Consider the following 15,882-nt stretch of genomic DNA (forward strand, 5'->3'; position numbering starts at 1 on the left):
CAATCTGGTCGCTAATTTTCCATAAATATTCAGTAAATTATATCGGATGAAGTGGGGTTGTCAAAAGGAGAAGACCGTCCCGATTCCTGTGTTGGCATCGGGACAGCCTCATTCATGAATTCATCAAGCTTTATTGATTCTTCTCAATCGCACGCTGGTAAATCTCAAGGTAATTGCTGAGTCCCAGACCATCAAAACCTTTCACGTACGCGCCCCATTCCTTATCGATGCTCTTGCTGCCGATAATGAATTGAGCCATATTGGTCATCACGTAATCCTTGACGGCTGTCGTGAGCTGCGCAGCGGTTTCTGTATCTTCAGGACGGATAAATACGTTCGCAGGATAGACTTCTTTTGGCGCATAAGGTTCATATACATTGGTTGCTTGCGCTAGACGTGTACCGTAACCCTCCGCTTCCAGTGGGTTCTGACCTTCTGCAAACAGATTGCGGAACGTATTGGACAAGTCATGTGCTCCGATCTGTGACCAACTCTCGTTGACTACAACATTTGGGTCACGCTCAGGCAGGTTGTAGTAGCTGTATTTGGCAGGCTCACCATTGATGTTTTTCTCATCGGCATCCGCCTTCTTCCAGCCCTTTCCTTCTGTCGGACCGTACTCTGCATACAGGGCACCTTCTTCACTGAACATGTAATCTACAATTTTGATCGCAGCGATCTGTTGTGCTTCGGTCGCTTTATTGGTGATGGCAAACTCGAACTCACCTACGCTTTGCGTAGCGCCTGTCGTCTGCACGCCATCCGGCCCTTTCAGCGGAGGCACGATGTCCCAGTGCTGGTGGCGGGTGATATCTTTGTCATACGTGTTCACAAGGTAGCTGACCAGCGCTGTCGTAATGGAGCCGACCACTTCATCGCCTTCCTTGTTACCCAACTGCCCGATTGCCTGATCGTTCTGTGTGAAGGAAGCCGGATCAATCAGGCCTTCTGCATACAACTTGTGCATGTACTCCAGCCCTTTTTTCCACTCTTCCTTATTCGCTGCAAAATCAACCTTTCCATCATTCACGATCAGATATTTATCGTTGTCATTATAGATAAAGCTGTTCATTAAATAGGCATCGATGTTGCCGTTCCACACGTACTTGTTGGGTGCACCCGTGAGTGGAATCTCATCAGCTTTGCCGTTGCCATTCGGGTCTTGTTCCTTGAACGCCTTCAGAACCGTGTAGAGTTCATCGGTCGTGGTAGGCATTTTGAGACCCAGATTGTCCAGCCACTCGGTGTTAATCCAGTATTTCTGTGCATACGTACAGTGGTAACATTCATTGAAAATCGGCAGAGCGTAGATGTTGCCATCCGGCGCAGTTACCGCTTCTTTGAAGTACGGCTTCTCCTCCATCATCTTGGACAGGTTCGGACCGTACTGCTTGATCAGATCCTGCAGCGGGAGGAACACGCCCTGTTTTCCGTACGTTTGAAGGTCTGAGGTCGTGAACTTGCCATGGAGGAACACTTCGGGATAATCCCCACTCGCCAGCAGCAATTGTCTGCGGTCTTGCAGAGCGTCCGTCGGGGCCAGATCCCATTTCAGGGTAACATCGAACTTGTCTTCGATAAATTTGGTGAACTCATTTTCTTCCATGGACGCTTTACCTTGGGGGGCAAAGAAGGTCATCGTTACCGGGCCACCGCTCTCCCCGCTACCGTCGCTCCCTGTACCCGCATCCTCGGATGAACCACATGCGGACAACAAAGCCATCGAAGCAAAGACCAGAAACAACATCGAAATCCAAGATTTTTTCAATCTGACTCCTCCTTTTTGTTGAAAACGGCATAACATTCTGATTACGTACTCGTGTTAAACCTTATCCCGGAAGCCGGAAGCCGGAGTGTTCCCCCACCTCCTTTCAAGTGGCGTAACGGACGCAGATGACAAAGATCATCCTTTGAGCGAGCCAACCATAACCCCTTTAACAAAGTGCTTCTGCACAAACGGGTACATGATGAGAATGGGAATGCTGGCGACTACGATCAGTGCGTATTTCAGGACCTGCTCGAACCCCTGATCTCTTAGCTGCTGGCTCGTATTGGCCAACATTGCTGGGTCTGCGGCGTTTAGAATTAGCAGATTGCGCAGCACATACTGGAGTGGGAACAGCTTCTCGGAACGAAGATAGATCAGGGCATCAAAGTACGCATTCCAGTGGCCCACCGCATACATCAGGGTCATGACCGCCAGAATCGGCTTCGATAATGGAAGAACCACGCTGATCAAATACCGGATATCCCGACATCCGTCCATTTCCGCCGCCTCCCCCAGCTCTTCCGGGATGGAAGATTGGAAGAAGGTTCTCGCTACGATAACTTGGAACACTGCGAGCGCCCCTGGCAGCCACATCGCCCAGCGTGTATCCAGCAGATGAAGGTCTTTCATCAAGAGATAGGTTGGAATCAGACCGCCATCAAAGAACATCGTGATCATCATGAAAATAATGATGGCACCCCGTCCGTAAAACGACTTGCGCGATAGCGGATACGCGAGCATGACCGTTAGCGCCACATTGATAAATGTGCCTACAACGGTATAGATGATCGTGTTGTAGAAACCGAGCATGAGCTGCTGGCTTTTGAAAATAGAGATGTAGGCCTTAATGTTAAAGTCTACCGGGAACAGCCACACCTGACCGGATGTAACGGCACGCGAGGAGCTGAACGAAGAACTGATGATATACAAGAGCGGGTAAAACACTGTTAGAAGTATGGCGAACAGAAAGATATAGTTGAATGTCATGAAGATACGGTCACCGAGCGGGTCCTTGATCCGGTTACGATTCATCAGGTTGAACATGGATGAGCTCCTCCTTTACCACAAGCTGTTCTGGGATACTTTGCGGGAAATGCCGTTGACGATAACCAGCAGGATCAGGTTGATAACGGAGTTGAACAATCCTACCGCCGAGGAGAAGCTGAAGTTGGCCCCGATCAGACCGACCTTGTACACATACGTGGAGATGACTTCCGAAGCACTCGTGTTGAGCGGATTCTGCATTAGATATATTTTTTCAAAGCCCACGCCCATAATGCTGCCCAAACTCAGAATCAGCATGATGACGGTGACCGGTACGAGCGTTGGAAGATCGATATGCCAAATTTTCCGAAGCCTTGAAGCGCCGTCCATCTTCGCTGCCTCATAGAGAGATGGATCAACGCCAGCGAGAGCCGCGATATAAATGATTGATGAATAGCCCATGCCCTGCCATACACCCGACCACACATAGATGGATTTGAAGTATTCGGGAATACCCATAAAGTTGGTCATCGGGAAACCCAGGAAGGTAAATAGCTTGTCTACAACACCCACATGCGGTGACAGCATCAGAATGATAATGGATACCATGACGACTGTGGAGATAAAATGCGGAGCGTACGTGACCATCTGGACGGTCTTTTTAAAGTAACCTGTTCGGATCTCATTCAGCGCGAGCGCCAGCAGGATCGGAATGGGAAATCCGGCGAGTAACGAGTAGAAACTGATCCCAATCGTATTTTTGATCAGCAGCCAGAAGTTTGGGGATTCAAAAAAGGCTTCAAAGTGTTTCAGTCCAACCCATGGGCTGCCCCAGATTCCTTTGACGACACTGAAGTCTTTGAAGGCAATCTGTACACCGACCATTGGAATGTACTTGAAGATCAATAGATACAATACGGGAGGAAGCACCAGTAGATACAGCTCCCAATGCTTCTTGAGGCTTCTGATAAATGGATGCTGTCGCTTGGGTTCTGCGTCATTCCTTCCTTGCTGGAGCTCCACCGGTGCAGGTATGCTTTCCGTAGCTCGACTCATTCGCGTCACTCCTTCTACACCTTAAGTGTAATAATACATTACATTTACATCCCTTAAACATCCTTTTCTTTGACTCATTTTTCTGTATTAGCGTCATCCGTGTGAGTAATAATGTCAGGTAACGCTTTCTTAAATCGATAGTACCTTGAGCGGTGTTCTTTTATCAATTTGCAATTTTCTCCCACCTCTCCTTATTCCCAAAACCCTTGCCGGACAAGGAAAAATCGTCCTTTAGGATAGGTATATCGCAAAAATCGCCAACCCAAAAAATCCCGGGGGACTTTAAAAGTCCCCCGGGATTTGAAGTATAGATTTATTGGTTTGTGAACATTCTGAACGTCAGCGTGATAGGTGCTACTTCCGTAACTGCCGCTTGTGACAACTCTACAACAAGTCCATCTTCCGTCCGTTGGAATGACAGCACATCGTCTGTGCCGACGAGTTCAATTCGCTCCACCTTTTCCACATATGGAATGACTACCTGTGATTGTACTGCTTCGTTCTCGTTTCTATACAAACGGAAGGCATACGATACGTTGAGATCTTCCTTACGTGTAAAGGCCCACTCTCCTGTGAAGTATGGTCCGCAAATCCGCGTACCATAGATGCCCTCCCCGTGAGTACCGATCCATTCTCCGAGGGCTTTAATGCTTCGCACTGCCCCTTTGGGAAGACGCCCGTCCGGTTGTGGCCCCACATTCAGCGCAAGGTTACCACCTTTGGATACTACCTCAAGCAGAATATGCGCCAGCTGTCTTGCTGATTTATACTGATCATCATATCCAAACGCAAAGGAATTGCCCACCGTGATGCAGCTCTCCCAAGGAATATTCATTGGATGCTCAGGGATGGTCTGTTCCGGAGTTACGATATTCTCATACGGTCCACCTACTGTGCGATCTGCTGCGAGGAGCCACGGCTGAGTTGTCTGACGTGCCCGCTCCACCACTTCGCCCAATCGGATATCCTGACCGTGACGGCCTTCACGTACCCAGCCTGCATCCAGCCATAGACATTCGATTCGTCCATAGTTGGTCAGCAGCTCCATAATTTGCTCATGCGTAAACTCCACGAATTTCTCCCACAGCCATGGATACGCTTTCGGGTCATAGGATGGTCCACGCCACATATGGCTTCCCCGCTCCATGCCAGGTGTCCAGTAGTATGGCGTATGCCAGTCCGCTTTGGAGAAGTAAGCCGAGATGCCAAGACCCTTGGCACGAAAAGCGTCAAAAAGCGCCCGGCAAATGTCCGCATACTTATGAGTGTGAAAAGGAGTATCCTTGCCCGTGATGCGATAATCGGTGGTATGTGTATCCCACATGCAGAAACCATCATGATGTTTGGTGGTGAACAGGAAATATTTGAACCCGTTATCAGCGGCCATCTGTGCCCACTCTTCAGGCTGAAAGCGAATGGGATTGAAGGTTTTGTTGAGATCAAAGTATTCTTGCTTGAAATGCTCCATGTCGTCAGTCCAGTCGATATCATTGCGCGACCAATCGCCATCCTCATCACTTAGCGCCCAGGACTCCACGAGTCCAAGTTGGGAATAGGGACCCCAATGCATCATCAGCCCCAGCTTCTGATCCTTGAACCACTCCAGGCGTTCATTCAGCAACGGATCTTCAGGCTTCACCCATTCCTCTTCTTTGCTAAAGTTATGCACCCCAGCTTCGACGACCTGTTCTTCCTGTTCCAGCACCGTATCTTTGGTTTCGCTCATCCCGTTCATCTCCTTTGGATTGGATATAAGATAAACTACACAAGTTAAGCTCTGTCACTCCAATTGCAGTACCATCTTCCGATCGCTGTTATCCCCGGATTTCTTTGATTTCACTTTATAATTGGTCGAAATCCGGGGATAAAGGCGAGCGCTTCGCTTCTTCAGATTGGTTCTGCAATCTCCGTTTTGGCTTAAACGTTCAGTTTCAACTTATAAAGACCTATAAGCCCAGTCATTTCGATTGCAGTGCCTCACTACTTCGAGCGGTGTTGCCATTTTCGGATTGCAACACCATATCTACAGTGAAATCTCGCGTCCTTCACGTGCGGACTCGTAGATGGCACAGAGGATTTTCATGATTTCAACTCCATCCTCAACGGGGCTTAGCGTCTCTTTGCGCCCTTGGGTACTGTCGATAAAATGATTGACCTCATTACGGAAAGAACCTGCGAAATCAAGGGATTTGAAATCCACCTGTGGCGTCATGTTCAAAATGGTATCGAATTTCTCACCGATCAGTGAAATTTCCGGTTCCAGTTCGGCTCCACCTTTATCGCCATAGAGTCTGACCGAGGTTTCATCCTGCTTCGCGTGCAATGTGAAGCTTACATCCACCAGCAGGCTTGCCCCGTTCTCGAAACGAATCAACGCATTAGCCATATCCTCCACGGTGTTTTTGTTCGCATCATAATCCGCTGCCTGGTAGAAAGATAGATTACGGATATTGGCACGGTTACCCAATCGATTGGAGACATTCGCGGAGACGGTTTTCACTTTCGGTTTGCCCATTAGGTACCAGGAGATATCAATAATGTGCACGCCAATATCGATTAACGGGCCCCCGCCAGAACGCTCCACATCTGCAAACCATCCACCCGGATTGCCCAAACGCCGCAGACAGGATGCCTTGGCATAGTAGATCTCTCCCAGCTCACCTTCATCAATGAACTTCTTCAGGATCTGCGCATTGTCGCTATAACGGCGTACAAAGCCAACTTGAAGCAGCTTTCCACTGCGATGAACAGCCTTCTCCACTTCCAACGCATCTTCTACCGTCTGACAGAGCGGCTTCTCGCAAAGTACGTTTTTACCCGCATCCAGAGCAGCAATGCTGATCTCGGCATGTGTATCATTCCAGGTACAGATGCTGACCGAATGGATTTCAGGTAGTGCCAGGAGTTCCTTATAATCGGTGAATACATGGGTAGCGTTATATTTTTTCGCCGCTTCCTGGGCACGTGCTTCATTCAGGTCGCATATAGCGTATATTTCAACTTCGGGATTACTGTCATACGCTTGTAAATGAAAATCGGAAATTGACCCTGCACCGATAACGGCGATTTTAAGTTTGGACATGGATTTTCCCTCCATAATAAGTTGAATGATGGTCATATCAGTTGATTCAAAACATATGATAATCGGCTTAACGTAACTACGGTGAATGTTTGGACTTTCGGCCGCTGTTGTCTACAGATTTCTTGTATCAACTGCTCTCAGCAGTTGAAATCCGCAGACAAAGGCGGACGCTACCGCTCCTACAGTTCCAAACTTCACCTCTGTTACTTCAGCCTTACATATAAAAATTGATTCCACTTATATAGTAGTAAGTAGCTGCTTATGCTTCCTCCCAGAAGCGGCGGACGTTATCCATCGCGATTCGGGATGCTGTTTTGCAATTTTCCATACCTTCGAATTCTACAGAGATATATCCGTCGTAACCGGACTGCTTCAACACACGGAATACTTCCGGCATGTCGATATCCCCGTGACCCACAATCGCTCCGCGCAGGTAATTACCGTGTGCGGTCTGGAACCAACCCTCTCCGGGATTACGGTAGGAAGGTCTCCGATAGAAATCTTTGGCGTGCACCATGGATGCATAAGGAATATTGTTTTTCACAGCGCTAACTGGGTCTTCATCCACACACAGGAAGTTGCCGATATCCAGCGTTGTCTTGAAGTTCTCACGTGCCGTCTCATGCACCAACCGCCGGACTCGCTCACTGGACTGTACATAGTAACCATGATTCTCCACACTTGTGGTAATGCCGTGACTCGCTGCGTAATCGGCAATTCGCTGACAGGCCTTCACCAGAACAGGCAGATCCGCCTCAAACTGAGCGACAGTGCCCTCCTGTGCAGGACGAAACGCAACATCATGGCGCATTCTAGTAACGCCAAGTGCGGCAGCGACATCCACATGCTTCATGACAGCAGCAATCTCATTTTCAAGTGCATCCGGGCCTTCTCCTGTAACGAAGTTGGCACCTATTGCGTAATTGGAAATATCAATTCCCACGTCTTGCGCAGCCTCTCGAATCTGGTTAATTAATTCCGGTTGGTCGATCAGGCTGTACCCGATAGGAACAATCTCCACATGTTCTCCGCCCTGCTCGGCGATGTAACGGATGGCGTCGGGTACAGTCAGTTCCTTGGCATCCAGTGCCTGTTGCAGACTGTATGTGCTGAGTCCTACTTTCATATCCTCTCATCCTCTCCTGCTGGTGTGTGGCTCTACCTTACATATACCTTTTTCCATAAGATCATACAATTACCAATAATCGTTTGCTACTCTATTTTCCATGGGATGAATCCAAAATCGGCTTATCTACAAATGTTACGGCTCAATCGCCAGCTTCATGCACCTCTTGTTTGCTCAGATATACACCCAGCCAGGACAACGTTGGATACCATCTGGATTCATGAATGGTCAGACGAATAGTTCTGGCGGTAAAAGGTTCGAAACTACAGATTCGTTTGTGACCAACAATCGTGCCGCGATACAGCTCCTGCCAATCCCCACCCTCACCCTTTGCCTCCAGCGTAAACCGCTCAATTCGTTGGCCTGAACGGATATGCTCCATGAGAACAACTCGGTCGAACCGCTTTTCCTCCGGCAGCTCTACTTCCAGCCAAGCCAGTTCAGTTCCTTCAGATGGGCACCAGAACATATCCGATTCTTCACACAATACCTGGGTAGCGGCATGTTCTCCATCCATGGTATCCGATGCCTGAATTCTTGCCCCAACAGCCTGACTTTGTCGATAAGTACTGCGCAAAAAGTCTCCGAGTTGCTGCAGCCGCTCAATATCCTGTTCGTGAATAAGGCCGCGTCGATCTGGTGGAAGGTTTAGTAGAAAATTGGCGTTGCCGCCAACCGCTCCATCATAGATGCCAAGCAGTTCCTCCAGCGATTTGACTTGATCGTCCTCGCTTGCATGATAGAACCAACCCGGACGGATGGATGTATTCACTTCTGCGGGATACCAGATGAGCTTGCCCTCATGTTGCCGGATCACTTCCCGACTCCCCAAATCGGCATCCTGTGTATTAATTCTGCTGGCAAACTCACCATCATCCACCTGCTGCGATTGCTCCTGGATCTTCTCATTATCTTGCAAGTAGGCAGGTACGACGCTCCATTCCGAAGTCCGGGTATGACCTGCCTCATTGCCGCACCAGCGAACATCCGGTCCACATACCGAGATTACAGTCTCTGGCTGCAACTCCCGGATCAGCGCATAATAGGAATCCCAATCGTAGACCTGCCTTTTCCCATTCGGCCCCTCTCCGCAAGCTCCGTCGAACCACACGCAGAAAAGTTCACCATATTGGGTTAACAGCTCACGCAGCTGATTTTCGAAAAATTCGTTGTATCGCTCTGAATCTCCGTAGGATGCTTCATGACGGTCCCAAGGAGACAGATAGATACCGAACTTCAACCCGCCTTCACGGCAGGCATCGGCAACTTCTTTCACCAGATCACCCGCACCATTTCGCCAAGGGCTGGCGGCTACCGTATGTTTCGTGTACTGGCTTGGCCACAAACAAAACCCGTCGTGATGCTTGCATGTGAGAATTAATCCGGTCATACCGGCAGATTTGCACGCCTGAACCCATTGCCGGGCACTCAGATGAGAAGGGTTAAAGATATCGGGATCTTCATTTCCCGTTCCCCACTCCTGATCTGTAAACGTATTCATGGTAAAATGAATAAATGCATAGAACTCCATCTCCTGCCATTTCAGCTGACGTTCTGATGGCACGACCTGTGCTGCTACCTTCACCCAATCGGTTGTATTTACTGGATTCCTCTCCTCTCATGCCGGTTCTCTGTCCGCTTTCCGTCAAATGCCATAAAGGACCGACAGAGCACAGCATCTCCAGCGGTCCTTAATTATGTTCATCTGTCGTTGAAAGTCAGCTGCCTGATTGCAATTCGATCCCTGTGCCACGAAGACTCTACCAATCTCAGCGGAACGATCCACGAACCCTCCTGCTGTCCCCACATCCTGCTCACCACATCCATTGCCTTTTCATGCTTGCCTGCAAACCATGCCGCCATAACCTTCATGAATGGGTCTCCTTTCGGAAAATGATGGGTTAGCCATTGGAGTAATCACATTTGTTATTTTCGTTATCATAAAAATGTTATTGTTTTATTCATAAACAGTCTAAGACGTTATGAATGAAACGTCAATACACAAAAAAGACACCCCTAAGGGTGCCTCTCTCTTGATCGATATCGAATAATATATGTTCATTTTCGCTTTGCCTTTGTCATTCGATTAAACATGATCAGTGCAGCAATCAACATGGCAACAATTGCGATATTACTTGCTGCATCATGCGACATGCCGAACAGAACGCCCAGATTGGTAACCAGGCCTCTGACAATCAGCGCAACCGCAATCAGCAGAATGGGGCTCCAAAAATTATACCTTCTCATCCTTCGCAACACTCCTGACCAGATTGTTCAGAAATTCCGGATCTCATAACACAATCATAACAGTCGTCATGTTCAGTTACAACAGATCAGACGATCCTGCGTTACACTTGTTTGAATTCGATCCAGTCGATCTGCAGACCCGGTTTGGTGAAGTCCAGCTTCAATTCGTACAAGCCTGCTTCCAGCTCCACTTTGACAAGTTTCTGTCTGATCCACTTACCTTCAGTACCATTGGTTTGAATGGTCGTCATCAATTGATCATTGAGAATCACATTACATGCACTTTGAGCCAGTTCCGGCTCAGGAGACATGATCTGTACAATAATCCGATATTGACCTGCTTCATCCACTTTCATGTAGACAGGTTCGCCCACAGCGGGTTTGACCTGTGCATCATTAGCCAGCACTTGTGCCTGCTCTGAGGAAAGTGAAGCATTCGCTTGGAATGAAGCGACATTCTCTACAATCTCATGTTTTCTGGAGAAGACAGGTGCATTCATGATGAACTCACAAATATTCATAGCCGAGCGCTGAAGCTCTCCGCGTGTCAACGTCCCATTTTCCAGAGATTCGATCGTGTTATCATCCCAGCCGTTGATTTCTGCGCCATAGTTAGGTACAACCATGTACAGATCGTTTTGAGCGCGAACCATCCAGTTGGTGTTTTTCCGATCTGCTGGTCCACCTTCAACGCCATCGTTCATAATAGCCCACCAGTCGGTCATCACGATACCTTGGAAGCCCCACTCCCCACGAAGAATGGTCGTGTTCAGATCGTAGTTCGAAGCCGCCCAATGTCCATTAATCGGATTGTAGGAGGTCATGATTGAGTTCGCACCGCCTTCTTTCACGGCAATCTCGAACCCTTTCAGATAGATCTCACGCAATGCACGTTCAGATACAACAGCATCCACTTTACTGCGATGTTTCTCCTGATTGTTGCAGGCGAAATGTTTCAGTGTAGCATTAGAGCCACCCTTCATGATTCCTTTTGTGCAAGCAGCAGCAAATACACCAGAAATCAACGGATCTTCTGAGAAATACTCAAAGTTACGTCCATTCATCGGACTCCGGCGAATATTCAATCCAGGCCCGAGCAATGCATCCACCTGATTTCTCAGCAATTCCTGACCTTCCATCACATACAGCTCTTCGACGAGTTCTGCATTCCATGTTGCGGCCAGCAAAGTTCCAATGGAAACTTGTGTAGCCTTCTCCCCGCTATCCATACGAATACCGGATGGACCATCTGCAGTACATGCAACAGGGATTCCGTAATTGAACAGACTGTCACTCACGCCGCCAAATGCGGAAGCTGTACCCGATGTAACGAGCGGGCTGCTCATACCTTCGCCTCTTACAATGGCTGCCAGATCCTGATCACTCAGTTGGGCAATAAATGCTTCCAGGCTGACTTTGCCATCCTTCACATCTCTCAGCTTGTAGCCCTGATTGCCCGTTTGCTCCAGCGTTTGCGGTAAGCATTGTTCAATTCGTTCAGCCATGGATACTTGGCGCGTCGGTACATCTGCAAAAATCAGCTCGTAAGATCCGTCTTCTTTGCGCGCTCCCGGCTTCATTCTCGTAAATCCTTCAGTCGGTGCCATTGCCTCCTGGAGCTGTTCCACGAGTTGAATCGTTTCTACGACGTAGCCATCTTGGCCATCAATGCTGACATGCTCCACATTTTTGACACTGGTTCCTACGTACAAACGATATGTTCCTGGCTCAAGTACATACGCCGATGCATGTCCTGTTACGCCAGCATCATCATAGGAAGCCATGGAATCCACAGGGAAGCTCACGGTCAGGCGCTGAGACTCACCCGGCTGAAGCAAATTCGTTTTGCCGAATGCCACCAGAGATTTTGCAGGTTTCCCTAATTGACCTTGTGGGGCTTCATAATAGATCTGCACTACTTCTTTACCGGCATAGGTCGTGCCCGTATTGGTTACGGTTACATTCACCTTAATGCTATTTTCTCCGTCTTGGGAGATCCATTTTGCGTCTTCTGCCTTGGTTGTGAACGTGGTATAGGACAAGCCGTATCCAAATTCAAATTGTACTTTTTCAGGTCGAAACGTTTCGAAATAACGGTAGCCTACGTAGATATCTTCTTGATAAAGGTTCTTAAACTCATTCCCGTAATTGCTTGTGGAAGGATAATCTTCAATGGAATACGCAATCGTATCGGTCAATTTACCACTTGGTGTAACGTCTCCGGCCAGTACATCGGCGATCGCATTACCACCCTCCATACCGCCATGCCACGAGTAAATGACACTTTGGATCGGATGAACGTAACTTTCATCATTCAACCAGCTCATGTCCATGATGTTCGATACATTCAACACGACGATCGTTTGTTCAAAATGATTCGTGACCTGCTTCAGCATCGCTTTCTCATCTTCCGTCAACCGGTAGCTGCCTGGTGCATCCATATTATCCTGATCTTCGCCTGCTGTTCGTCCAATCACCACGATTGCTTTGCTGGATTTACTTCTGGCTTGGGATACCACTTCATGCGTTAAAGGCATTTCTTTCTGATTCCAAGGCTCTGCTGCCCATACTTTTCCACCGTCATCAAACGGGTTTTCTTCAATCCATTTTTCATAGACAGCTGCCAATTCTTCATTAACTTTAAGTCCTTTTTTGCTACGCAGACCATCCAGCAAATTGGTTGTATACGCCACATGAACGCTGCCGCCTGAGCCTGTACCACTGCGATAATAGTTGACTTGAATCCGTCCAAACACTGAAACGTTTTCGTCTTTACGAATCGGAAGAGCCTGTCCTTCATTCTTCAAAAGCACTGCGCCTTCAGCGGCAACCGTGCGGCTAAACTCTGCAAACCCTTCCAATGGAACTCCGATTTGATGTGTGCTCAATGATTTCCCTCCTGATTGTCATCTCCATACCCACGAATCACTATATATATATTCGTTAATCTGGTAGATTCACTTGTATCTAGTCTCATATTAACAGATTCTATAGTAGAAAATAAATCAGGTTAAACGTTTTTTCTCACAGTGGACATGATTTTACAATTATCCAACTAAAAAAGCCACGAACGTCATTCGTTCGTGACTTTTATTCTTGTGCGACCTATGCATTATGTCGTTAATTTGGCATAGACAAGGAAGAACACCATGTTCTCTCCCACGATAGCATAATTAGGCACCCGATAGATCAGATCCACAACGATAAACGCGGCCATTATCCCCAGCATAAACACCAAGTGACGCGGACGTAACCGCAGATGAGCATGCCTGTATCGGTGGAATACCAGCGAGGTGGACAGAAAATACAGCAGAACTGAACCAAAAACAAAGGCTAACATGAAACCATAATTGAGTTCATCCAGGTATAACAGTTGAATAGAAGCGGCAATCATGCTCATGGATATATAGATGAACAGATGGCCGTATATGATCGCTTGCCCGGCGGTCTGGATCTCTTTGCTGACCTTTTTCTCAACATTATCAAAATACTGCCACCACATCGCAATCACGAATATGGATGTAAACGCCGCGAACAGAACAGATCGTACATCCCAGTGATCCATTTGCAGCACGGCAATGATACTGACGACCGACTCACCCAGCAGGATGAGAGTGAACAGAGCGAAACGTTCCAATAAATGATGCGTGTGTATCGGAACCTTCACCAGATTTTTGCGTCCGATGAGCGGGAGAATGATATCCACGGCAATTCCCACGTACAAAATCGCATATCGCAGCCATGAATCAAAGAACAGGGAACCTGTTGAGATCAATATGCCGATGATGAAGCATACGCCCAGATAACGAGCGGCTTTTTGTTGATGTTCGCTTTTGGAATTATGAATCATAAAATATTGAATGGCAGTCAATGCCCTCGAACCGATATAACCCGCAAAGAAAGGAAGATAGTATTGATCAAAATCAACCGAGAGACTCGCCGTCATCACCAGAACAGACAGGAGTTGAAGGATAAGAAAGACTCGATGGATGAAAATGTCCTGACCATAACGGTTAATAAATAGGGTCTGACCGACCCATGCCCACCAGACAGGAATAAAAATCAAAACAAATTTCATCAGATATTCAAAGGAAATCACGCCGTGTTCGGCATGCAGCAGGACATGTCCCGCTTTGGAGACCGCTGCTACAAAAAGCAAATCATAGAACAGCTCCAGCCAGGTAACCTTTTTCTCCATCATCCTTCAATGCTCCTTTAGTTGAACTCATATCAAAAAGATTGCTTGTTCTGGCCCTTCTTTAACGTGCCATCATAGAATGCGAAGGCTCTAACGTTCTTACTTGGATCGGCTGCAAATTGCCTTCAATTTGGGCACGATATGGCTCAAACCACTCAGGCAGCATGAGTTTCTGTCCGAGCGACTCCGCTGGCTCATCTTTCGCGAATCCAGGAGGATCGGTAGCAATTTCGAACAAGATTCCGCCAGCTTCTCTGAAATAGATTGCGTTAAAATATTGACGGTCCCGAACTGGGGTTGGCTGATAGCCGTACTGTTGTACAGCTTCTCTCCACTGCTCGTGTTCTGCAAAATCTTTGGCCCGCCACGCAATATGGTGGACCGTCCCTGCTCCGCCTGCCCCCAAAGCCATCCGGGTGACAGGAACATCCACGATATTACCGATATCTCCGAAGGACCGGAATCGTACATACTCCTCATCTTCATCTACTTTGGTGAATCCGAGTATTTTGTCCAGCGCATCCATCGTTCTCTGCGGATTGACGCTGAATAGCACGGCACCTCCAAATCCTTTGATGGCTATGTCCGCTGGAATGCCTTCATGCACCCAGGTGCTGGCTGGGCCCTCTTCACGTTCAACCAGTTCCAGACGCAAGCCCTCACTGTCTTCGAATTGCAGCAGCTCTTCGTTAAAACGACTTGTTTTGGTTACCTCAATGTTATACTGCTCCAGCCGATCCTGCCAGAAGCCAATAGTCCCAGGTGGAATCACATATGAGGTGATGCCGACCTGACCGCCACCAATTTTGCCTCGTGGTGATCCGGCTGATGGGAAGAACGTGATAATGGTACCTGGACTTCCGTTCTCATCCCCAAAGTACAGATGGTACACATCCGGTGCATCGAAGTTGATTGTTTTTTTCACAAGCCGAAGTCCCAGAACTCCAGCATAAAAGTCGACATTGGCCTGCGGATCTCCCGCAAAAGCTGTAATATGGTGAATACCTGCAGTTTGAATGGTCATCATCATTTCCTCCTAGGTTTATAGATCATTTATATTATCTTAATATTAAGATATTAAACCGAACTGATTCAGTTATTATTTTGTTGGGCCTGTTCCTGTTTCAGTTTATCCGGAGTGACGTCATCGCCGTTCGGATCATAGATGGTTACATTCAGCAGAATATCATTGATCGAACCGCGAAAGGTTTGCAGATATTCCTGGCGCAGACGAATTTGTTCTGCTTTCTCCATCTCCGTCAATCCTGCCGCGTTGGCTTTTCTTGAAAGTTCATTTATTCTGGTCAATGTTGGAATCATCATCTTGATCTCTCCTTGTAAATCGGAATTAAGATATTTGCTTTTCTCGGTGTAATTTATATTCAAATTAAATATCTTAATTTAAAGATAAATGATTTATG

Annotated in this window: 13 protein-coding genes; all 13 read right to left on the reverse strand. The window is 47.7% G+C overall.

Going from position 1 to position 15,882, the window contains the following annotated elements:
• Positions 1-130: 130 nt before the first annotated feature.
• Positions 131-1,768: a type 2 periplasmic-binding domain-containing protein gene (locus A6049_RS20630; protein WP_095206173.1), complete on the reverse strand. Its 1,638-nt coding sequence runs from the start codon at positions 1,766-1,768 to the stop codon at positions 131-133.
• Positions 1,769-1,903: 135 nt separating this feature from the next.
• Positions 1,904-2,812 carry a carbohydrate ABC transporter permease gene (locus A6049_RS20635; protein ID WP_231952803.1) on the reverse strand — a complete coding sequence of 303 codons (909 nt, stop codon included), beginning with the start codon at positions 2,810-2,812 and terminating at the stop codon, positions 1,904-1,906.
• Between the two features lie 15 nt (positions 2,813-2,827).
• Complete coding sequence (locus tag A6049_RS20640) at positions 2,828-3,808, reverse strand: ABC transporter permease (protein WP_082704297.1); 981 nt, start codon at positions 3,806-3,808, stop codon at positions 2,828-2,830.
• A 313-nt stretch (positions 3,809-4,121) separates the two neighbouring features.
• Positions 4,122-5,534: an alpha-L-fucosidase gene (locus A6049_RS20645; protein ID WP_063566461.1), complete on the reverse strand. Its 1,413-nt coding sequence runs from the start codon at positions 5,532-5,534 to the stop codon at positions 4,122-4,124.
• Between the two features lie 297 nt (positions 5,535-5,831).
• The gene (locus tag A6049_RS20650) at positions 5,832-6,890 is read right to left on the reverse strand and encodes a Gfo/Idh/MocA family protein (protein WP_063566462.1); all 1,059 of its coding nucleotides are present in this window, start codon (positions 6,888-6,890) and stop codon (positions 5,832-5,834) included.
• A gap of 259 nt (positions 6,891-7,149) precedes the next feature.
• Positions 7,150-8,016 carry a sugar phosphate isomerase/epimerase family protein gene (locus A6049_RS20655; protein ID WP_063566463.1) on the reverse strand — a complete coding sequence of 289 codons (867 nt, stop codon included), beginning with the start codon at positions 8,014-8,016 and terminating at the stop codon, positions 7,150-7,152.
• 142 nt (positions 8,017-8,158) lie between these two features.
• On the reverse strand, positions 8,159-9,547 hold the full coding sequence (locus A6049_RS20660) for an alpha-L-fucosidase (protein ID WP_095206178.1): 1,389 nt from the start codon (positions 9,545-9,547) through the stop codon (positions 8,159-8,161).
• Positions 9,548-9,717: 170 nt separating this feature from the next.
• The gene (locus A6049_RS33345; protein WP_161490621.1) at positions 9,718-9,888 is read right to left on the reverse strand and encodes a hypothetical protein; all 171 of its coding nucleotides are present in this window, start codon (positions 9,886-9,888) and stop codon (positions 9,718-9,720) included.
• Between the two features lie 186 nt (positions 9,889-10,074).
• Positions 10,075-10,263 (reverse strand): hypothetical protein, encoded by a 189-nt coding sequence (locus A6049_RS20665; RefSeq protein ID WP_024629467.1) that lies wholly within the window; start codon positions 10,261-10,263, stop codon positions 10,075-10,077.
• A gap of 101 nt (positions 10,264-10,364) precedes the next feature.
• On the reverse strand, positions 10,365-13,151 hold the full coding sequence (locus A6049_RS20670; protein WP_063566465.1) for a glycoside hydrolase family 3 C-terminal domain-containing protein: 2,787 nt from the start codon (positions 13,149-13,151) through the stop codon (positions 10,365-10,367).
• Between the two features lie 224 nt (positions 13,152-13,375).
• Positions 13,376-14,464: a low temperature requirement protein A gene (locus A6049_RS20675; protein ID WP_063566466.1), complete on the reverse strand. Its 1,089-nt coding sequence runs from the start codon at positions 14,462-14,464 to the stop codon at positions 13,376-13,378.
• A 58-nt stretch (positions 14,465-14,522) separates the two neighbouring features.
• Positions 14,523-15,485 (reverse strand): ring-cleaving dioxygenase, encoded by a 963-nt coding sequence (locus A6049_RS20680; RefSeq protein ID WP_063566467.1) that lies wholly within the window; start codon positions 15,483-15,485, stop codon positions 14,523-14,525.
• Between the two features lie 68 nt (positions 15,486-15,553).
• Positions 15,554-15,781: a DUF896 domain-containing protein gene (locus tag A6049_RS20685; RefSeq protein ID WP_063566529.1), complete on the reverse strand. Its 228-nt coding sequence runs from the start codon at positions 15,779-15,781 to the stop codon at positions 15,554-15,556.
• Positions 15,782-15,882: the final 101 nt, after the last annotated feature.

The organism is Paenibacillus sp. O199, assembly GCF_001636635.1.
Classification (GTDB): Bacteria; Bacillota; Bacilli; order Paenibacillales; family Paenibacillaceae; genus Paenibacillus; species Paenibacillus marchantiae.

Coding starts and splice junctions, on each gene's coding strand:
- A6049_RS20640 (WP_082704297.1), bottom strand. CDS start 3,808: ATGAGTCGAGCTACGGAAAGCATACCTGCACCGGTGGAGCTCCAGCAA.
- A6049_RS20645 (WP_063566461.1), bottom strand. CDS start 5,534: ATGAGCGAAACCAAAGATACGGTGCTGGAACAGGAAGAACAGGTCGTC.
- A6049_RS20685 (WP_063566529.1), bottom strand. CDS start 15,781: ATGATTCCAACATTGACCAGAATAAATGAACTTTCAAGAAAAGCCAAC.
- A6049_RS20655 (WP_063566463.1), bottom strand. CDS start 8,016: ATGAAAGTAGGACTCAGCACATACAGTCTGCAACAGGCACTGGATGCC.
- A6049_RS20675 (WP_063566466.1), bottom strand. CDS start 14,464: ATGATGGAGAAAAAGGTTACCTGGCTGGAGCTGTTCTATGATTTGCTT.
- A6049_RS20665 (WP_024629467.1), bottom strand. CDS start 10,263: ATGAGAAGGTATAATTTTTGGAGCCCCATTCTGCTGATTGCGGTTGCG.
- A6049_RS20650 (WP_063566462.1), bottom strand. CDS start 6,890: ATGTCCAAACTTAAAATCGCCGTTATCGGTGCAGGGTCAATTTCCGAT.
- A6049_RS20635 (WP_231952803.1), bottom strand. CDS start 2,812: ATGTTCAACCTGATGAATCGTAACCGGATCAAGGACCCGCTCGGTGAC.
- A6049_RS20660 (WP_095206178.1), bottom strand. CDS start 9,547: ATGGAGTTCTATGCATTTATTCATTTTACCATGAATACGTTTACAGAT.
- A6049_RS20680 (WP_063566467.1), bottom strand. CDS start 15,485: ATGACCATTCAAACTGCAGGTATTCACCATATTACAGCTTTTGCGGGA.
- A6049_RS33345 (WP_161490621.1), bottom strand. CDS start 9,888: ATGAAGGTTATGGCGGCATGGTTTGCAGGCAAGCATGAAAAGGCAATG.